This is a genomic window from Pseudomonas sp. MS646 (assembly GCF_036693845.1).
Lineage (GTDB): Bacteria > Pseudomonadota > Gammaproteobacteria > Pseudomonadales > Pseudomonadaceae > Aquipseudomonas > Aquipseudomonas chlororaphis_E.
In genome coordinates this window covers 1,896,876-1,916,284 of sequence record NZ_CP144763.1, presented here as the reverse complement: position 1 = coordinate 1,916,284, position 19,409 = coordinate 1,896,876, and the positions used below count along the sequence as shown (strand labels likewise).

Sequence of the window (19,409 nt, the reverse complement as noted above, 5' to 3'; positions counted from 1 at the left end):
AAAAACAGGATGCTCAGACGCATAAAGGAATGCCTGCTGCTAGTGAGTGCAGGGTTATATGCAAGTGTCCTCGCGGCGGCGCCAGCCATGCCCGAGCACCTGACGCTGCTGGGCCGCTCGACGGCGGCTGCGTCGATCCAGCTCGACGGCGCCCAGAAGGCCTGGCTTCAGGGGCGGCGTGAATGGGTCCTGGGCACGTCCGCGCCCGACTATCCCCCCTTCGACCTTTCCACCAGCGGGCACGACTACGAAGGCATGACCGCCGACTATGCCGGCCTCCTCGCCCAGGCAACCGGCCTGCCCATGAAGGTCCTGCGTTTCGAATCCCGCGACGCCGCCTTGGCAGCGCTCAAGGCCGGGCAGATCGACCTGCTGGGCACCGCCAATGGCTTTGAAGCCCGCCAGCCCGACATCCTGCTGTCGACGCCCTATGCCGTGGACCAGCCGGTGCTCGTCACTCGCGCCAATGAAAGCCGTTCCCTGGCCGAAGGCCTCGAAGGCCTGCGCCTGAGCATGGTCTATCACTACCTGCCCCTGGAGGAAATCGAGCACCTGTACCCCAAGGCCCACCTGACCACCTACCCCTCCTACCAGAACGCGATCAACGCCGTTGCCTTTGGCCAGGCCGACGTCTTCCTCGGCGACACTCTGTCCACCCATTACATGATCAGCAAGGGCTACCTGAGCAACATCCGCATGGCCAGCTTCGGCAAGCATGAGGCCTTTGGCTTCGGGTTCGCGGTGCGCCGCAGCGACACCCGCCTGTTGGAGATCATCAATGCCACGCTGAACCAGATTCCCCTCGCCGAACACACCAGCATCGCCAAGCGCTGGAGTGCTGGCAGCGACATGTACCTCGCCGATCACCGGATCCAACTGACCGACCGCGAACAACGCTGGCTGGCGGCGCATCCGGTGGTGCGGGTGGTGGTGAATGAACATTCCGCGCCCTTCACCTTCTTCGATTCGGACGGCGCCTTGCGTGGGATCAGCGCCGACCTGCTGGAGTTGATCCGCCTGCGCACCGGCCTGCGCCTGGATATCCAGCGTCGCCAGAGCGACAGCGAGATGATCGCCGCGATCCAGGAAGACCAGGCCGACCTGATCGCCGCATTCCTGCCCAGTAGCGAACGGCAGCAGAAATTGAAGTTCAGCCGACCTTACCTCGACAGCTCATTCGTCCTTCTGACCCGCAAACAATCCGGCACCCCGGCGACGCTCGACCAGTTCGGCAGTCGGAGCCTGGCCATCGCCAAGGGCAACCCACTGATCGAATGGCTGCGCCAGCACTTTGCGGACATCAGGATCGTCGAGGCAGACGGCACCCTGGGGGCCATGGAGATGCTCGCCCAGGGCCAGGTCGACGGCGGGGTCAGCTCGTTGGTCATGGCCAACTACTTCATCTCGTCCCATTCCTGGCGCGACACATTGCAGATCAACAGCACCGTCGGCACCCAGCCGGCCCTGTTCGCCCTCGCCAGCGCCAAAAATGCCACCGAACTCAATTCCATCCTCGACAAGGCCCTGACCAGCATCGACCCCGATCAACTGGGGGTGATCAACAACCGTTGGCGCGGCTACGTCTCGGCGTCGCAACATACCTGGCGCACCTATAACCGCCTGTTCTTCCAGATCGTCGCAGGCGTCGGCCTGCTGTTGCTGCTGTCGCTGGCCTGGAACGCCTACATGCAGCGCCAGATCCGGCAGCGCCAACGGGCCGAGCTCGCCCTCAACGACCAGTTGGAATTCATGCACGCACTGCTCAACGGCACGCCGCACCCGATCTACGTGAGGGACCGCAACGGCTGCCTGCAAAGCTGCAACGACAGTTACCTGCAAACGTTCGACGCCAGGCGCGAAGACGTCATCGGCAAGAACGTGATGCCGGGAGCCATGAGCAACGCCTTCGAGGCGCAGGAGTACCAGGCCGACTATCAACGGGTGATGGCCGAAGGCACCCCGCTGATCGTCGATCGCCCCCTGCACATCGGGGACAGGGAACTGACCATCTATCACTGGATCCTCCCCTACCGGAACTCGGCCGCGCAGGTGCAGGGCATCATCGGCGGGTGGATCGACATCAGTGAGCGACGCCAGCTTTTCGAAGAGCTGCGGGCGTCCAAGAAGCAGGCCGAAGACGCGAACCGCGCCAAGAGCACCTTCCTGGCGACCATGAGCCATGAGATCCGCACGCCCATGAACGCGGTGATCGGCATGCTTGAACTGGCCCTGAAACAGACCGACAAGGGTCATGTGGACCGTTCGACCATCGCCGTGGCGTACGAATCGGCCGCCGGCATGCTGGAGCTGATCGGCGACATCCTGGACATCGCCCGGATCGAATCGGGCCACCTGAGCCTGGCGCCCGAGCGCGTCAACCTGCGGGCCATGCTGCAATCGGTGATCCGGGTATTCGAAGGCGTGGCGAGGCAGAAAAACCTGGCGTTGTCGCTGCAGTTCGACGCCGCCGAAGGCAACCCGGACGTGTCGATCGACCCGTTGCGCTTCAAACAGGTGCTCTCGAACCTGATCAGCAATGCCCTCAAGTTCACTGAACAGGGCCGGGTGCTGGTCAAGGTCCGGTTGTCACCCACCGACCAGGACGACGTCCTGCACTTGCACCTTGAGGTCAACGACAGCGGCATCGGCATCGGCCCGGCGGACCTCAAGCGCCTCTTCGAACCCTTTGCCCAGGTCGACAACAATGGCCGGATGGCGCGCAAGGGCGCGGGACTGGGGCTGGTGATCAGTCGCAACCTGTGCCAGATGATGGGTGGCAACCTGCACATGAACAGCCAGCCCGGCCTTGGCACCCAGGTCCAGGTCCGGCTGCGGCTGAACGTCTTGCCAGCGGCGCCGGCCGGCGTGGCCGCCGAGCCGGTCATCGAAACGGCGGCAGGCGTGCTGAACGTCCTGGTGGTGGACGATCACCCGGCCAACCGCCTGCTGATGTCACAGCAACTGGAGTACCTCGGCTACCCCTATCAGGTTGCCCATGATGGCGCCCATGGGTTCGAGGTCTGGCAGCAAGGGCATTTCGACCTGGTCATCGCCGACTGCAACATGCCCATCATGAGCGGCTATGAACTGGCGCGTTCGATTCGCCGCGAGGAGTCCGAGCAGCAACGCCCTCCCTGCACCATCCTGGGGTTCACCGCCAATGCGCAGCCGGAAGAAAAACAACGGTGCCAGGACGCGGGAATGGACGACTGCCTGTTCAAGCCCATCAGCCTGAGCGCCCTGAGCCAGTGGATCAAGGCTGTCAAACCCAGCCGGCAGGCCCGGGTTTTCAGCCTGCAAGGCCTGCAAGCGCTGACCGGCGGCGATCCCTCGTCCACCCACCGCCTGCTGAGCGAGATGCTCAACAGCAATCGCCTGGATCGCCAGGAGCTGCTCGACGTGGCCCGGAGCGGCGAGCGCCAGGCCTTGAGCGAGACGGCGCACAAGATCAAGGGGGTCGCCCGGATCATGCAGGCGACGTCGTTGATCCAGCGTTGCGAGGCACTGGAACAGGCCTGTCAGCCCGCCTCGGCACCGCAGCGGATCAGCGAATGCGTCGAAGCCCTCGACCAGGCCATGATCGACGTCGGGGTTGCCCTCCAAACAGCACTCGCCAAGGCACGATAACCCAGCGTTTACTATGCTGTTGCCTGAGCAGTGCGTACCAGGGGTGTTCTCGATCAGCGTCCCCTCCACGCGGAAACACCCTTTGAGAACGCCCCTTACACTTGGAGTGACTGCAATGCCCAGCGCACCGCGTACGGAAAAACGCCGGTTCCCCCTGCACGTCCATATCAGCGTGATGTTCACCCTGCTTCTGCTGCTGACCGGCGTGGTACTGGGCATTTTCAACTATCGGCAGACCACGCAAATCATCCTCTCCAGCAGTGAAAAACTGTTCAACCGGATCGAGCAGGACGTGCGCCTGGATTTGTACGACACCTACGAACCGATCCGCCACCTGCTGGGTCTGCTGGCCGATTACCCGGCCACGCGCTCACCCCGGATGGAGCAACGCCTGGCCTTGCTCGGGCCCTTCAGCCAGGCGCTGCGGGACAACCCGAACCTGGCGTCGTTGTACCTGGGTGATGCCCTGGGTGATTTCCTGATGGTCCGGCCGTTGCGCAGCGCGGCCCTGAAAACCGCCGTGGGCGCCCCGGCCGACGCGGCCTACCAGGTCTGGACCGTGGAGCGAGCGACGTCCGACGGCTCGGTTCGCGCCCAGTCGCTGTTCTACGACGAACACCTGACGCTCATCGATCACCGGGACATCGCTGAAGAGACGTTCGATCCGCGCAATCGAAGCTGGTTTCGCAGCGCCGCTGGCTCCGCCGAGCAGATCACCACCGAGCCCTATCTGTTCTTCTCCACCCACACCATCGGCACCACCCTGGCCCGGCGCAGCGGCGAGCAAGCGGTGATCGGCGCCGACCTGACACTCGCGGCGCTGTCACAGACCCTGGCCAAGCACAAGGTCACCACCGACACCGAGATCGTCCTGCTCGACCCCAAGGGTAACGCGGTGGCCTATCCCGACAGCAGCCGACTGGTGGCGGACGCTCAATCCGCGCGCCTGGTCAAGGCCCGCGACCTCAACCCGGCCATCGCCGCCACCCTCGACGACAGCACGGGCACGTCGCGCCTGGAGGCCGCCGGACGGCGCTGGATCGTATCGCACAGCCACATGCAGGAAGGCGGACCGCAAGGCCTGGAACTGGCGCTGCTGGTGCCCGAGGACGAACTGCTCGACGAGGCCTATCGCATGCGTTGGCAAGGCGCGCTGATCACCCTGGCCACCCTGCTGTTGTGCCTGCCGCTGGGCTGGCTGACGTCGAGGATCCTGGTCAAGCCGCTGCGCGCGTTGGTGCAAGAGGCCGATGCCATTCGCAGCTTCGACTTCAATTACCCGGTCTCGCGACGCTCACCGGTGCTGGAAGTCGACCAGTTGAGCGTGTCGATGGCGCGCATGAAGGAGACCCTGGCCAGCTTCTTCAAGATCACCGCCAGCCTGCGCGCCGAGACCCGCTTCGCGCCGCTGCTGGAGCGGGTGTTGTTCGAGACCGTGGCCATCGGCCAGGCCCAGGCCGGGCTGATCTACCTGCGCGAAAACGATGACAATCGGGTCAAGCCGTATGGGCTGGTGATCGAAGGTGTCCCCCGGGACCTGGCAGCGTTCAAGCTCAACAGTTACGAGCTGCAGGCCGAGCGCAGCCCGCAATGGCTCCAGCAACTGGCTGTCTCGGACAATCTGGTGACCTCCCTGGGCTTCGAACAGGCGGCCGACCTGCAAGGTGTCCTGAGGGCGATGGACGCTCCCCGGGCCCACCTGATCGGCATCCGCTTGCGCAATCGCCACCAGGAAACCGTCGGCGTCCTGGTGTTGCTGATCAACGACAGCGGCACCGAAGCCGACCTGGAAAAGCTGCAACCGGACCGCATCGCGTTTCTCCAGGCGGTGTCCGGGGCCGCCACCGTCAGCATCGAAGGCCAGCGCCTGCAAGCCCGACAGAAGCAATTGCTGGATTCGTTCATCCAGTTGCTGGCCGGCGCGATCGACGCCAAGAGCCCCTACACCGGTGGCCATTGCCAGCGGGTGCCGGTGCTGACCCTGATGATCGCCGAGGCCGCGGCGGCGAGCCAGGCGTCGGCGTTCGAGGCGTACCAGCCAACGGAAGATGAATGGGAAGCGCTGCACATCGCCGCCTGGCTGCACGATTGCGGCAAGGTCACCACCCCCGAATACGTCGTCGACAAGGCCACCAAGCTGGAAACCCTGAACGACCGGATCCACGAGATTCGCACGCGCTTCGAAGTGCTCAAGCGAGACGCCTGGGTCGACTACTGGCGAGCGATGGCAGCGGGCGGCGACCCGGCCTCACTGGCGCAGCAACGCGATGCGACACTGGCCAGCCTCGATGACGACTTTGCCTTCGTCGCCCGCTGCAACTTGGGCTCCGAAGCCATGGCCGACGCCGACCTGCAGCGCCTGCAAAACATCGCCCAACGCCCATGGCAGCGCACGCTCGATGACCGCCTGGGGGTGTCCTGGGAAGAAAACCGCCGCCAGGCGCGCACGCCCCGGCCGACGTTGCCCGTCACCGAAGCGTTGTTGGCGGACAAGCCAGAGCACCTGTTCGAGCGTCACGAAGCCGAGCTGATCCCGGCGGACAACCCGTGGGGCTTCAAGCTCGACGTGCCGCGCTGGAAGTACAACCGCGGCGAACTCTACAACCTGAGCATCACCCGCGGCACGCTGACCCGTGAGGAGCGCTACGTCATCAACCATCACATGGTGCAGACGATCCTGATGCTCAGCCAACTGCCCTTCCCCAGCCACCTGGACAACGTGGCGGAAATCGCCGGCGGCCATCATGAAAAGATGGACGGCAGCGGTTACCCCAAGGGACTCAAGCGCGAGGAAATGAGCCTGCCGGCCCGCATGATGGCAATCGCCGATATTTTCGAAGCGCTGACGGCAGCCGACCGGCCCTACAAGAAGGCCAAGAAACTGAGCGAAGCCCTGGGCATCATGGCCACCATGTGCCGCGACGCCCATATCGATCCGCAGTTGTTCGGCTTGTTCATCGAAGAACAGATCTACGCCCGCTACGCCGAGCAGTTTCTCGACCCGCAGCAGATCGATGAGATCGACCGGGATGCCCTGCTGGCCCGAGCGGGATTACGACCATGCTGAATCGCACCGCACCCCGTGTTGGAGCAAACCTGCCGGCCCACCGCAAGGTCATGCACCCGACAGGGCCCGCGCGATGGCGGGCCAGTCTTGCTCCAGCCGGTTGGCCTCGTTCAGCACTCGGTCAGGCGCAGGAAAATCGCCGCCAACGCTTCGATGCCGGCCTGATCGTGCTCGGTGAAACGCCCCAGTTTCGGGCTGTCCAGGTCGAGCACGCCAATCAGGCGCCCGTCCTTGACCAGAGGCACCACCAGCTCGCTGTTCGACGCGCTGTCGCAGGCGATGTGCCCGGGAAACTGGTGGACATCTTCAACCCGCTGGGTCTGTCGGGTCGCCGCCGCCGCGCCGCACACGCCCCGGCCGAAGGGAATCCGCACGCAGGCGATCTGGCCCTGGAACGGCCCCAGGACCAGCTCGTCGTTGCGATTGAGGTAGAAACCGGCCCAGTTCAGGTCCTCCAGCTGGCTGAACAGGAACGCCGAGAACTGTGCCGCGTTGGCGATGAAATCACGCTCATCGGCCAACAGGGATTGCAGCTGTGCCGATAACAGACCATAGCCGTCGAGGCCCTGGCCGGTGCTCTTCAAATCGATCATGCCTTGTGCTCCAAGAGTTTGAGCCCTACCCAATAACGGGCGAACTGGTAGGCGCAACGTCCGTTGCGGTTGCCGCGGCCGGTGGCCCAGCGCACCGCCTGCACGTCCAGCGCCTCGTCGCGCTGCCAGGTCAACCCGGCCTTGGCCGCCAGCTCACCGATCCAGTGCTCCACCACGTCGAGGAAATGCTCCTGGGTAAATGGATAAAACGACAGCCACAGGCCGAAGCGGTCGGACAACGCGATCTTGTCCTCGACGGCTTCGCTGGGGTGCAGCTCGCCATCGACTCGCTTCCAGTTCTCGTTGTCGCTCTCCTTTTCCGGCACCAGGTGACGGCGGTTGGAGGTGGCGTACAACAGCACGTTATCCGGTGCCTGTTCGAGGGAGCCGTCCAGGACGCTTTTGAGCACGCGGTAATCGCCTTCGCCGGACTCGAACGACAGGTCATCGCAGAACAGCACGAAACGCTGTGGCAGTTTCGCCACCTGCTCGACCACCCGAGGCAGGTCGGCCAGGTGGTCACGCTCGATCTCGATCAACCGCAAGCCATGCTGGGCATGTTCGGCCAACAGCGCACGCACCAGGGACGATTTGCCGGTGCCCCGCGAGCCCCAGAGCAGCGCGTGGTTGGCGGGCATGCCGTCGATGAACTGGCGGGTGTTGCGCCCCAGTTGCTCGACCTGGCGATCCACGCCGATCAAGTCCGACAGGCGCATGTCGAGGCTGACCTGAAGCGGCAGCAGGAAACCGCTGCGCCCATCCCGTTGCCAGCGGGCGGCCAGGGTCTGGGTCCAATCGATGGCAGGGCGCGGCGCAGGCAACAAGGGCTCGATCCGGGCCAGCACCGCATCGGCGCGTTCAAGAAAAGCATTCAATCGAGAGTCCACGTCTTTTCCTCGGACTGGTTCACGGTAATGATGGCGCTGCAGCGACGAAACGCCTTACCCAATGGCGGGTCTACCCCAAATAACATAAACCGGCCACGCCGGAATTCAGCGATGATCAGCTATGCTTGAGCGGCGAAGGGAAACGTAAGTGGTTCATCACTCAATGGACATCAGATTCACCCAGCGGCTGTCCTACAAACAGGCCCGCCTGACCGTCCTGGTGGGCTTCGTGCTGGGCACCTTGTTGAGCCTGATGCAGATCGGCATCGATTATGCCAGCGAAGACGCCTCGATCAACCGTGAAATCCTGTCGCTTTTGGAAATCAGCCACAACCCGGCCTCGCGCATCGCCTACAACATCGACGCGGAACTGGCCCAGGAGCTGTCCCAGGGCCTGTTGCGTTCACCGGCCATCATCGGCGCCGAACTGGTGGACAACAACAAGACGGTGCTGGCCAGCGTCAAGCGACCCGAACTGCAAAGCAGTTATCGATTCATCAGCGACTTCCTGTTTGGCGCCCAGCGCCAGTTCGAGGACCGTCTCTACCTGGACCATCTGCCTGGCGAGTCCCTCGGCGTGCTGCGCCTGGATGTCGACACCTACTCATTCGGCAGCCGCTTCCTGCGCCGGGCCGAAGTCACCCTGCTCAACGGGTTCGCCCGCAGCCTGATCCTGACCGGCCTGCTGCTGGCGCTGTTCTACGTGATGCTGACCAAGCCCCTGGTACGGGTCATCCGCGAGCTGAGCAGTCGCGACCCGGGCAGCAGCGAACAGAGCCGCCTGGAATGCCCCGCCGGCCACCAATACGACGAAATCGGCGTGCTGGTGTCAGTGGCCAACCAACAGTTCGAGAACATCTCCACCGAAATCCAGCAGCGGCGCACCGCCGAAAACCGCCTCACCGAATACCTGGCGCAACTGGAAAACATCGTCTCGGCGCGCACTGCCGAACTCAAGGCCATCAACGCCCGCCTCAGCCAGTCCAACGAAGAGCTGGAAGTGGCCCGGCGTACCGCGCTGGACATGGCCGAGGCCCGCTCTGCCTTCCTCGCCAACATGAGCCACGAGATTCGCACGCCGCTCAACGGCCTGCTGGGGATGATCGCCCTGTCCCTCGACGGCCCGCTGACGGCCGAACAACAGCAGCAGCTGTCGATTGCCCACGACTCGGGCAAGGTCCTGGTGGAACTGCTCAACGACATCCTCGACCTGTCGAAATTCGACGCCGGTCAGTTGGAACTCGAGCGCATCCCGTTCGACCTTGGCTCGCTGGTCGAAGACACCGCCAACCTGCTGTCGCAGAATGCCGCCCCCAGCGTCGAGCTGGCCTGCCTGATCGACCCGCAGTTTCCAGCCCAGGTCCTGGGCGACCCGACGCGGGTACGCCAGATCGTCAGCAACCTGCTGTCCAACGCGTTGAAATTCACCCGCTTCGGCCGGGTCGATGTGCGCTTGAGTCAGCACGAAGGGGGGGTGCGGATCGAGGTCTGCGACACCGGCATCGGGATTCCCCAAGAAGCACAGGCCAGGATCCTGCAACCGTTCACCCAGGCCGGCGCCGGAATCACCCGCCAGTTCGGTGGCACCGGGCTGGGCCTGGCACTGACCTACAACCTCTGCGAAGCCATGCAGGGCCGGTTGACGATCAGCTCCGAGGCCGGCTTCGGCAGCCAGTTCTGCGCCGACCTGCCCCTGCCCTGCCACACCCCGGCGCCGTCGGTCGAACCACTGCGCGGCAAGGTCGTTGCCATCACCGACAGCAACAGCGGGCTGGCCGAGTTGCTGGGCATGCTGTTGCCCGGCTGGGGCCTGGACTATCTACGGCGCTCCGTGGATGACGGGCTGCTGGGGCTCGAACCCGACGTGCTGATCACCGACTGCCCGGAGTGCCTGTTCAACCTGCGGCCGACCTTCGACGCCCCGATCCTGCTGGTAACCGCCTACGGCAGCTTCATGCCCAGCGAACAGGCCGCGGCCCTCGCCCCGCTGTTGCAACAGGCCCGGCCGTTGGCGCGTCATGCGCTGTACCAGATTCTGCGCCGGGCCCTGCAAAGCGAGGAAACCACCATCAACGATGCCCGGATCGATACCCTGGCGCCCTCCAGGCGTGGCCGGGTGTTGCTGGTGGAGGACAATCCGGTCAACCAGTTGGTGGCCAAGGGCATGCTGGGGAAACTGGGCTGCGAAGTCACCATTGCCGCCCACGGTGTCGAAGCCCTGGACCAGCTCGAACAGCATGTGTTCGACCTGGTGCTGATGGACTGCAACATGCCGGTGATGGATGGCTACGAGGCCAGCCGGCAGATCCGGCGCAGTGGTCGCTGGTCGCAGTTGCCGATTGTCGCGCTGACGGCCAATGCCATGCCCGAGGAGCGCGAGCGCTGCCGCGCGGCGGGCATGAACGACTACCTGTCCAAGCCGTTCCGCCGCGAAGAACTGGCGGCGATCCTGGACCAGTGGGTGCCCACTACGTCAGCGCTCTGATCTGCCCCAATAAATGATCGAGACCGTCGCGCAGTTCCCCGAGGCGGTCCAGGTCAATCCCGCTGTCGCATAACAGGCGGGCCTTGAGCGGCCCGACCTGCTCACGCAAGGCCCGCCCCGACTGCGTCAGGCTCAGGTGCACCTCACGCTCGTCCCGAGGCGAACGCTGGCGCTGGACCAGCGCCAGTTGCTCCAGGCGCTTGAGCAGCGGCGTCAACGTGCCGGAGTCCAGCGACAAGCGCTCGCCCAGGGCCTTGACGGTGGGTTGTTCCGGCGCCGTTTCCTGCCATTCCCACAGCACCAGCATCACCAGGTATTGCGGGTACGTCAGGCCGAGCTGGTCGAGCATCGGCTTGTAACCACGGATCACCGCCCGCGAGGCGGCGTACAGCTTGAAGCACAACTGGCTGTCGAGCTTCAGCGCATCGGCTGGCAACGGGTTCATTTGAGCAGTGCTTCGATCTCGCCAGTCAGGTCCTGGGGCTTGGTGGTCGGGGCGAACCGCTTGACCACCTGGCCGTCCTTGCCGATCAGGAACTTGGTGAAATTCCACTTGATGCCCTTGGACCCCAGCACCCCGGGAGCCCGTTGCTTGAGCTGGACGAACAACGGATGGGCGTTGGTCCCGTTGACCTCGATTTTCTTGAACAGCGGGAAACTCACACCAAAGTTCAGCTCGCAAAACTCGCTGATCGCCGCCTCGTTACCCGGTTCCTGCTTGCCGAACTGGTTGCAGGGAAAGCCCAGCACCACCAGGCCCTGGTCCTTGTAGGTCTGCCACAGGGCCTCGAGCCCTTTGTACTGTGGGGTGAATCCGCACTGGCTGGCGGTGTTGACGACCAGCACGGCCTTGCCGGCGAAGTCGGCCAGGGTCTTTTGCTCACCCTGGAGGGTGGTGCACGGGATGCTCAGCAGGTTGTCGCTCATGGCAAGGCTCCAAAGGAATGGGACTGGCGTGCAAGATAGCGAGCAATTCAATTGTGTGCAATTTAATTACCAGCAAACAGCACTGGAACATCTTGGGCTGTTGCCGACAACGGACATGTGGCGAGGGGATTTATCCCCGCTGGACTGCGAAGCAGTCCCCCTCGGTCCGTCTGACAAACCGCATGCTCAGGCCTTGGGGGCGCTTCACGCCCCAGCGGGGATAAATCCCCTCGCCACACGTCTATTCGCGGGGGACGAGATCCAGGCACACCGAGTTGATGCAATAGCGCAGGCCCGTGGGCGGCGGGCCGTCGGGGAAGACATGGCCCAGGTGTGCGTCGCATCTGGCACAGACGACCTCGGTGCGGATCATGCCGTGGCTGATATCCCGCACTTCCACCACCGCGCTTCCCTCTATCGGCGCATAGAAGCTCGGCCAGCCACAGCCGGAATCGAATTTGGTCTGCGAATCGAACAACGGTTCGTTGCAGCAGATGCAGTGGTACACGCCGTCGGTCTTGGTGGCGTTGTATCGACCGGAGAACGGCCGCTCGGTGCCTTTCAGCCGGCAGACGTTGTACTGCTCCGGGTCGAGCATGGCACGCCATTCTTCAAGGGTTTTCTCCAACTTTTCCATCGTCCTACCTCGGCAATTGAAAAAGCCCGATCCGACGCTTTTCCGCGGATCGGGCGGCACGTATGATTGCGCCTCGTCAGACGCCAGTCTGGCAGTCACGCCATGCGCATTCAAACGGATTGTGACGCCCATACCGCGTCAGGCCTGGGCACAGGCGCAGGATCCCCAGTACGGTAGTTCACTCACCGCCTGGATCGTTCATTTTCAGGAACACATCGCCATGCAGGTCAGCAAATCGAACAAGCTCGCCAACGTCTGCTACGACATTCGCGGCCCGGTGCTCAAGCACGCCAAGCGCCTGGAAGAGGAAGGCCATCGCATCCTCAAGCTGAACATCGGCAACCCGGCGCCCTTTGGTTTCGAAGCGCCCGATGAAATCCTCCAGGACGTCATCCGTAACCTGCCGACCGCCCAGGGCTACAGCGATTCCAAGGGCCTGTTCAGCGCCCGCAAGGCCGTGATGCAGTACTACCAGCAGAAGCAGGTCGAAGGTGTCGGCATCGAAGACATCTACCTGGGCAACGGCGTCTCCGAGCTGATCGTGATGTCGATGCAGGCGCTGCTCAACAACGGCGACGAAGTGCTGGTGCCAGCGCCGGACTACCCACTGTGGACCGCCGCCGTGAGCCTCTCCGGAGGCAACCCGGTGCATTACCTCTGCGACGAGCAGGCCAACTGGTTCCCTGACCTTTCGGACATCAAGGCCAAGATCACACCGAACACCAAGGCCCTGGTGATCATCAACCCGAACAACCCGACCGGCGCCGTGTATTCCAGGGAAGTGCTGCTGGGCATGCTGGAGCTGGCCCGCCAGCACAACCTGGTGGTGTTCTCCGATGAAATCTACGACAAGATCCTCTACGACGATGCCGTGCACGTGTGCACCGCGTCCCTGGCACCGGACCTGCTGTGCCTGACCTTCAACGGCCTGTCCAAGTCGTACCGGGTCGCCGGCTTCCGTTCCGGCTGGATCGCCATCTCCGGTCCCAAGCATCACGCCCAGAGCTACATCGAAGGTATCGACATGCTGGCCAACATGCGCCTGTGCGCCAACGTGCCGAGCCAGCACGCAATCCAGACGGCACTGGGCGGCTACCAGAGCATCAACGACCTGGTATTGCCCCCGGGCCGGTTGCTGGAACAGCGCAATCGTACCTGGGAGCTGCTCAACGACATTCCCGGCGTCAGTTGCGTCAAGCCGATGGGCGCGCTGTATGCCTTCCCACGGATCGACCCGAAAGTCTGCCCGATCCACAACGACGAAAAGTTCGTCCTCGACCTGCTGCTGTCGGAAAAGCTGCTGGTGGTCCAGGGTACGGCCTTCAACTGGCCGTGGCCGGATCACTTCCGTGTCGTGACCCTGCCGCGGGTCGATGACCTCGACCAGGCCATCGGCCGGATCGGCAACTTCCTCAAGTCCTACCGCCAGTAAGCCAGACAGCGTGCGAGGCCTCCTTGCCTCGCACGCTGTCTGATTCAGCAACATATCCGTTCCGATGACGCCGACTGGCCTTCTACACTCAAGGCTGGATGGCCGGCGCGCACCCCCGTTCAACGTTCACGGGGGCTGGCGCCCCATTTTTTTTCCCTCGTCACTTTCAGAAAAGTCTTTCAATCATTTAGGACGCCTGTAGGACACAGTTTGAAATAGTCGCTCAGTTGAATCGCCTGCGGCAGCACCTTATATACCCCGCATGACGCTACATCTTAAGCATGAGGAGAATTCCACCACCATGATGCGCATCCTGCTGTTCTTGGCCACTAACCTGGCGGTCGTGCTGATTGCCAGCATCACCCTGAGCCTTTTCGGCTTCAACGGGTTCATGGCGGCCAATGGGGTTGACCTCAACCTCAATCAGCTGCTGATCTTCTGTGCGGTGTTCGGTTTCGCCGGTTCCCTGTTCTCGCTGTTCATCTCCAAGTGGATGGCGAAGATGAGCACTGGCACCCAGATCATCACTCAGCCGCGCACTCGCCATGAACAATGGCTGCTGCAAACCGTCGAGCAGCTGTCCCGCGAAGCCGGTATCAAGATGCCCGAGGTCGGGATCTTCCCCGCCTACGAGGCCAACGCCTTCGCCACTGGCTGGAACAAGAACGACGCCCTGGTCGCCGTCAGCCAGGGTTTGCTCGAGCGGTTTACACCCGACGAAGTCAGGGCCGTGCTGGCCCACGAGATCGGCCACGTCGCCAACGGCGACATGGTGACCCTGGCGTTGATCCAGGGCGTGGTGAACACCTTCGTGATGTTCTTTGCCCGGATCATCGGTAATTTCGTCGACAAGGTGATCTTCAAGAACGAAGAAGGCCAGGGCATGGCCTACTACATCGCGACCATCTTTGCCGAGCTGGTCCTGGGTATCCTCGCCAGCGCCATCGTCATGTGGTTCTCGCGCAAGCGCGAGTTCCGCGCCGACGACGCCGGTGCACGCCTGGCCGGCACCGGTGCCATGATCGGCGCCCTGCAACGCCTGCGAGCCGAACAAGGCTTGCCGGTACACATGCCCGACACCCTGAACGCCTTTGGCATCAACGGTGGCATCAAGCAGGGCCTGGCGCGCATGTTCATGAGCCACCCGCCTCTGGAAGAGCGGATCGAAGCCCTGCGCCGTCGCGGCTGAGCATGATCGTTCCCACGCGCTGCGTGGGAACGCAGCCTGGGACTCTATGTGTCCCAAGGCTGAATGCGGAGCGTCCTTTTGGGGCGCTCACCCGCGCTTCAACGACTGGAAATCCGATACACCCGCTCGTCCAGCCTCGTTACACCCGCCTGCAAAAACTTCCAGCTCTCCCCCAGCACATCCTGCACCTGCAAGACCTCTAACTGCCAGGCACCTCCCAGCAGCCGCTGCACCTCGTCATCTCCCACGGAGAACGGTGGGCCAGGCATTTCATCCTGGTTGTAATCGAGGGTAATCAACAGGCCGACGCCGCGGGGCAAAATGCTCTGCAGGTGAGCCGCATACTGTTCCCGCATCGGCACAGGCAAGGCGATCAGCGCCGCGCGGTCGTACAACGCCGAACAGTCAGCCACATCACCCGGCTCCAGGGCGAAGAAATCACCGCAGCGAATCTCGATACCGGCGGCACGAAAGACCTTGAATACGCCCTCCTCGCTCACGCTCGGCTCAAGCTGATGCTCAAGGAAAAAATCAGTCGCGGCCTTTTCCGACAACTCCACCCCCAGCACCGAATACCCTTGCTGGGCGAGCCAGATCAGATCCAGGGTCTTGCCGCACAGCGGCACCAGCACACGACTGCCCTGGGCCACCCCCAGTTGCGGCCAGAAACGTTGCAGGTAAGGGTTCACCTGCGGCGAATGAAAGCCGATCTGGTTCGATGACCAACGCTTGTGCCAAAACTCGGGCTCCATGTTTCCCTCCAGAAATTCGATTAAAACGGGCTAAAACTTATATTAGATTCCGATCATAGTCCTGACGGAAGATGACGGCATCTTAACGCTCAGGAGCCCGCTCATGCTGCCCAGCCTGTTTATCTCCCATGGCTCACCGATGCTCGCGCTGGAGCCTGGCGCCAGCGGCCCGGCATTGGCTCGCCTCGCCGCACAATTGCCCCGGCCCAAGGCCATCGTCCTGGTGTCCGCCCATTGGGAGAGCGACGAACTGTTGGTCAACGCGAACCCGCAGCCTCGCACCTGGCATGACTTCGGTGGCTTCCCTCCGGCGCTGTACCAAGTGCAATACCCGGCAGCAGGCGACCCGGCATTGGCGGCCCAGGTCGCAGAGCTGCTCAACGCCGCGCACCTACCGGCACGCCTCGATACCCAGCGGCCCGCCGACCATGGCGTCTGGGTGCCGTTGTCCTTGATGTACCCCGAGGCCGACATCCCGGTGGTGCAGGTGTCTCTGCCCAGCCGCCAGGGTCCCGCGTTGCAGACCCGGGTCGGCCAGGCGTTGGCAAGCCTGCGCCAGCAAGGTGTGCTGCTGATCGGCTCCGGCAGCATCACCCATAACCTGCGCGACCTAGACTGGAATGCTGGCCCTGAAAGCGTCGAACCCTGGGCCCAGGCCTTTCGCGACTGGATGGTCGAGAAACTGGCAGCCGACGACGAGCCCGCGCTGCATGACTACCGCCGCCAGGCGCCCCATGCCGTGCGCAGCCACCCCAGCGATGAACACCTGCTGCCGTTGTATTTCGCCCGGGGGGCGGGAGGCGTGTTCAGCGTTGCCCACCAGGGGTTCGAGATGGGGACGCTGGGAATGGACATCTACCGGTTTGACTGACCGGTAGACCGACTCGCCCCCTTCGCGAGTAAGCTCGCTCCCACAGGGGTATGTGTCGGCGGTGGGGGCGAGCGGCTCGCGAAGGCCTCAACGCCCTTGAGCGCCGTCACCCGGCAACAGGCAAAAAAAATCCCCGAACCAGTCGGGGATTTTTTTCGCTCAATCAGCCCAGGGGCCGATCAATCTTCGCGGTAGCGACGCAGCTTGAGTTGCTTGCCGGCCACGCGGGTGTCCTTGAGCTTGGTCAGCAGTTTTTCCAGGCCATCTTCCGGCAGTTCAACCAGGCTGAAGCTGTCACGCACCTGGATGCGACCGATGGCCTCACGCGCCAGGCCACCTTCGTTGAGGATGGCACCCAGCAGGTTCTTGGCCGCGATGCCGTCACGGGCACCCAAAGCGGTACGGCAGCGAGCGCGGCCTTCGGCCAGCGGGATCGGTGCGCGACGCTCACGGTCACCACGGTCCGGACGATCGCCACTGCGCTCAGGACGGTCGCCACGCGGTGCGCTGTTCGGCACCAGTGGACGTTCCTTCTCGATGGCCGCCAGGTTCAGCGCCTGACCATTGGTGGCCTTGCGCAGCAGGGCAGCAGCCAGGGCACGCGGAGTGCAACCGATGTCGGCAGTCAGGCGGTCGAGCAGATCACCATGGGTCGATTCGGCATCGGCCACCAGCGGCGACAGGCTGTTGGTCAGTTTCTTGATGCGCGCATCGAGCACGGCCTGGGCGTCCGGCAGGCGAACCTCGGCCACTTTCTGGCCGGTCACACGCTCGATCACTTGCAGCATGCGGCGCTCACGCGGGGTGACCAGCAGCAGTGCACGACCTTCGCGACCGGCACGGCCGGTACGGCCGATACGGTGGACGTAGGATTCCGGATCGTACGGCATGTCTACGTTGAACACGTGGGTGATGCGCGGAACGTCCAGGCCACGGGCAGCCACGTCGGTCGCCACGACGATGTCCAGGCGGCCATCCTTGAGGGAGTCGATGACGCGCTCACGCTGGTTCTGGGCAATGTCACCGTTCAGCGCGGCAGCCTTGTAGCCTTTGGCTTCCAGAGCGCTGGCCAGGTCCAGGGTCGCTTGCTTGGTACGAACGAACATGATCAGGGCGTCGAAATCCTCGACTTCCAGCAGGCTCAGCACGGCAGAGGTCTTCTGGTCAGCGTGAACCAGCAGGTGAGCCTGCTCGATCGCGGTGACGGTCTGGGTCTTGCTCTGGATCTTGACGTGTTTCGGGTCTTTCAAGTGACGCTCGGCGATCGCACGGATCGACTGCGGCAAGGTGGCCGAGAACAGGACGGTCTGACGGGTTTCCGGCATGGCCTTGAAGATGACTTCCAGGTCGTCCATGAAGCCCAGCTTGAGCATTTCGTCCGCTTCGTCGAGAACCAGGTGGTTCACGGTGGCGAGGACTTTCTCGTCACGACGCAGGTGGTCGCACAGACGGCCAGGGGTAGCGACAACGATTTGTGCGCCATTACGGATTGCTTTCAGTTGTGGGCCCATCGGCGCGCCGCCGTAGACAGCCACAACAGTCACGCCTGGCATTTGCTTGGCGTAGGTTTCGAAAGCGGTTGCAACTTGCAGCGCCAACTCACGAGTTGGGGCCAGGATCAGAGCTTGCGGCTCGCGCTTGGACGGATCAATGCGGTGCAGGATCGGCAGGGCGAACGCGGCGGTCTTACCCGTGCCGGTTTGCGCCTGGCCAATCATATCGTGACCGGCGAGGATGATCGGGATCGACTGCTGCTGAATGGCCGAAGGCTCTTCATAGCCGGTAGCGACTACTGCAGCGACAATATTGGGATGAAGTTCAAGAGCGGCGAAGCCGCCGATTTCCTGGGTCATGGGTCTGCCTCTAAGTGCATCCGCAAAGACCCATGCTCCAAAGCTGCGCATGCCGTGTTGAGACTCAAGAGTCGCCCTGGCAGCTTTGTCGGCGGGGATTTGCGAAAACGAATGAATGAAAAAGAACGTCGTGGGTGTGTCCGTTGTGCGGACATGCAACCGAAGTTGCCTTCGAAATTGCGCTACCTTGACGCGGCCCGGCTAAAGGCCGGCGCGCACTATACCGGAATTCGCCCGAAAAGGGAGCTTTTTTTAATCCAGCTGAAACGCTTCACCTCAGTAATGTGGCAAGGAGATTTATCCCCTCGCCACAGGAGCCGCCACGTTTCAAGTCGCCGGCCGAATCGCCTTGATCAGCGGCAGCAAGGAATAACCCAGCTGTGGCGAGAGCGCTTCGGCGCGGGCCACCAGGCCTTGCATGTCCAGTGCCTGGTCCAGGTCCGCCGGGACGATCAGGATCACGTTGCCCTCCTTCACTGGCAGTTCCCAGTAATGCCGGTGGTACAAGCCGCGCAACAGCGCCGCGCCCAAGGGCTTGCCATCGTCGGTGGCCCATTGGTTGATCACCAGCCAGCCGCCCAGGTTGAGGCGTTTCTGGCAGTTTTCCAGGAAGCCCCAGGCCAGGTGCCCGACGCCAGGGCCGACGTCGGTGTAGAGGTCGACGAAAATCAGGTCCGCCGGCTCGGCGGTCTCCAATAGCTCCAGGGCGTCGCCGATGCGGATGTACAGGCGCGGATCGTCATCCAGGCCCAGGTATTCAATCGCCAGGCGGGGCACGTCGGGACGCAGTTCGATGGCCTCGACGTCCTCCAGCGGCAGGAACTTGAGGCAGGCCTGGGTCAGCGTCCCGGCCCCCAGCCCGAGGAACAAGGCACTGTCCGGTTGCTCATGGCACAACGCCCCGATCAGCATGGCGCGGGTGTAATCGTATTCGAGCCAACTGGGGTCGGCCGTGAACACGCAGCTTTGCTCGATGGCATCGCCGAACTCCAGAAACCGGTAATCGGCCACTTCGAAGACCCGGATCATGCCGAACTCGTCGTGCACCTCGGCGAGCAGATGCTCGACGCGTTCCTCTGTCATTTCATC

Annotated in this window: 13 protein-coding genes and 1 pseudogene; 6 read left to right on the top strand and 8 right to left on the bottom strand. The window is 63.2% G+C overall.

Translation table 11 applies throughout. The annotated features are described in order from the left end of the window. Nucleotides 1-9 precede the first annotated feature (9 nt). Together V3H56_RS08510 and V3H56_RS08505 are read left to right on the top strand one after the other, a co-directional pair. On the top strand, nt 10-3,627 hold the full coding sequence (locus V3H56_RS08510; protein WP_338474453.1) for a transporter substrate-binding domain-containing protein: 3,618 nt from the start codon (nt 10-12) through the stop codon (nt 3,625-3,627). 115 nt (nt 3,628-3,742) lie between these two features. Next, on the top strand, nt 3,743-6,694 hold the full coding sequence (locus tag V3H56_RS08505; RefSeq protein WP_338474452.1) for an HD domain-containing phosphohydrolase: 2,952 nt from the start codon (nt 3,743-3,745) through the stop codon (nt 6,692-6,694). A gap of 110 nt (nt 6,695-6,804) precedes the next feature. Here V3H56_RS08505 and V3H56_RS08500 read toward each other — a convergent pair whose 3' ends face one another. Continuing rightward, a complete protein-coding gene (locus V3H56_RS08500; protein WP_338474451.1) occupies nt 6,805-7,287 on the bottom strand; it encodes a GAF domain-containing protein in 483 nt (160 codons plus the stop codon). Further along, nucleotides 7,284-8,174: an ATP-binding protein gene (locus V3H56_RS08495; RefSeq protein WP_042730439.1), complete on the bottom strand. Its 891-nt coding sequence runs from the start codon at nt 8,172-8,174 to the stop codon at nt 7,284-7,286. The genes V3H56_RS08500 and V3H56_RS08495 overlap by 4 nt, the downstream gene beginning before the upstream one ends. 163 nt (nt 8,175-8,337) lie before the next feature. Between V3H56_RS08495 and V3H56_RS08490 the strand changes: the two genes are divergently transcribed. Then, nucleotides 8,338-10,659 carry a response regulator gene (locus tag V3H56_RS08490; RefSeq protein ID WP_338474450.1) on the top strand — a complete coding sequence of 774 codons (2,322 nt, stop codon included), beginning with the start codon at nt 8,338-8,340 and terminating at the stop codon, nt 10,657-10,659. Here V3H56_RS08490 and V3H56_RS08485 read toward each other — a convergent pair. From V3H56_RS08485 to msrB, 3 genes are all read right to left on the bottom strand, one after another. Continuing rightward, complete coding sequence (locus V3H56_RS08485; RefSeq protein ID WP_042730441.1) at nt 10,643-11,104, bottom strand: MarR family transcriptional regulator; 462 nt, start codon at nt 11,102-11,104, stop codon at nt 10,643-10,645. The genes V3H56_RS08490 and V3H56_RS08485 overlap by 17 nt on opposite strands. After that, the gene (locus tag V3H56_RS08480) at nt 11,101-11,586 is read right to left on the bottom strand and encodes a glutathione peroxidase (protein WP_338474449.1); all 486 of its coding nucleotides are present in this window, start codon (nt 11,584-11,586) and stop codon (nt 11,101-11,103) included. Before V3H56_RS08480 ends, V3H56_RS08485 begins: the two co-directional genes overlap by 4 nt. A 241-nt stretch (nt 11,587-11,827) precedes the next feature. Next, nucleotides 11,828-12,223, bottom strand: a complete 396-nt coding sequence (gene msrB / locus V3H56_RS08475) for a peptide-methionine (R)-S-oxide reductase MsrB (protein ID WP_047737501.1) — start codon at nt 12,221-12,223, stop codon at nt 11,828-11,830. Between the two features lie 220 nt (nt 12,224-12,443). On the opposite strand from msrB, the gene V3H56_RS08470 reads away from it, so the two are divergent. Beyond that, nucleotides 12,444-13,655 carry a pyridoxal phosphate-dependent aminotransferase gene (locus V3H56_RS08470; protein ID WP_047737504.1) on the top strand — a complete coding sequence of 404 codons (1,212 nt, stop codon included), beginning with the start codon at nt 12,444-12,446 and terminating at the stop codon, nt 13,653-13,655. Between the two features lie 301 nt (nt 13,656-13,956). Then, nucleotides 13,957-14,844 (top strand): protease HtpX, encoded by an 888-nt coding sequence (gene htpX / locus V3H56_RS08465; protein ID WP_042730445.1) that lies wholly within the window; start codon nt 13,957-13,959, stop codon nt 14,842-14,844. Nucleotides 14,845-14,942: 98 nt separating this feature from the next. On the opposite strand, the gene V3H56_RS08460 is transcribed toward htpX, so the two are convergent. Continuing rightward, complete coding sequence (locus tag V3H56_RS08460; RefSeq protein ID WP_338474448.1) at nt 14,943-15,596, bottom strand: thiopurine S-methyltransferase; 654 nt, start codon at nt 15,594-15,596, stop codon at nt 14,943-14,945. 103 nt (nt 15,597-15,699) lie between these two features. On the opposite strand from V3H56_RS08460, the gene V3H56_RS08455 reads away from it, so the two are divergent. Continuing rightward, the gene (locus V3H56_RS08455) at nt 15,700-16,467 is read left to right on the top strand and encodes a class III extradiol ring-cleavage dioxygenase (protein ID WP_042728306.1); all 768 of its coding nucleotides are present in this window, start codon (nt 15,700-15,702) and stop codon (nt 16,465-16,467) included. Nucleotides 16,468-16,646: 179 nt separating this feature from the next. Here V3H56_RS08455 and V3H56_RS08450 read toward each other — a convergent pair. Together V3H56_RS08450 and V3H56_RS08445 are read right to left on the bottom strand one after the other, a co-directional pair. Beyond that, a pseudogene (locus V3H56_RS08450) lies at nt 16,647-18,354 on the bottom strand (DEAD/DEAH box helicase). Between the two features lie 293 nt (nt 18,355-18,647). Next, a complete protein-coding gene (locus V3H56_RS08445; RefSeq protein WP_338474447.1) occupies nt 18,648-19,403 on the bottom strand; it encodes a spermidine synthase in 756 nt (251 codons plus the stop codon). Nucleotides 19,404-19,409 lie beyond the last annotated feature (6 nt).

Excerpts from the sequence above, each read along its gene's own strand:
- V3H56_RS08510 (WP_338474453.1), top strand. The coding sequence starts at position 10 with ATGCTCAGACGCATAAAGGAATGCCTGCTGCTAGTGAGTGCAGGGTTA.
- V3H56_RS08505 (WP_338474452.1), top strand. The coding sequence starts at position 3,743 with ATGCCCAGCGCACCGCGTACGGAAAAACGCCGGTTCCCCCTGCACGTC.
- V3H56_RS08500 (WP_338474451.1), bottom strand. The coding sequence starts at position 7,287 with ATGATCGATTTGAAGAGCACCGGCCAGGGCCTCGACGGCTATGGTCTG.
- V3H56_RS08490 (WP_338474450.1), top strand. The coding sequence starts at position 8,338 with ATGGACATCAGATTCACCCAGCGGCTGTCCTACAAACAGGCCCGCCTG.
- V3H56_RS08485 (WP_042730441.1), bottom strand. The coding sequence starts at position 11,104 with ATGAACCCGTTGCCAGCCGATGCGCTGAAGCTCGACAGCCAGTTGTGC.
- V3H56_RS08480 (WP_338474449.1), bottom strand. The coding sequence starts at position 11,586 with ATGAGCGACAACCTGCTGAGCATCCCGTGCACCACCCTCCAGGGTGAG.
- msrB (WP_047737501.1), bottom strand. The coding sequence starts at position 12,223 with ATGGAAAAGTTGGAGAAAACCCTTGAAGAATGGCGTGCCATGCTCGAC.
- V3H56_RS08470 (WP_047737504.1), top strand. The coding sequence starts at position 12,444 with ATGCAGGTCAGCAAATCGAACAAGCTCGCCAACGTCTGCTACGACATT.
- htpX (WP_042730445.1), top strand. The coding sequence starts at position 13,957 with ATGATGCGCATCCTGCTGTTCTTGGCCACTAACCTGGCGGTCGTGCTG.
- V3H56_RS08460 (WP_338474448.1), bottom strand. The coding sequence starts at position 15,596 with ATGGAGCCCGAGTTTTGGCACAAGCGTTGGTCATCGAACCAGATCGGC.
- V3H56_RS08455 (WP_042728306.1), top strand. The coding sequence starts at position 15,700 with ATGCTGCCCAGCCTGTTTATCTCCCATGGCTCACCGATGCTCGCGCTG.
- V3H56_RS08445 (WP_338474447.1), bottom strand. The coding sequence starts at position 19,403 with ATGACAGAGGAACGCGTCGAGCATCTGCTCGCCGAGGTGCACGACGAG.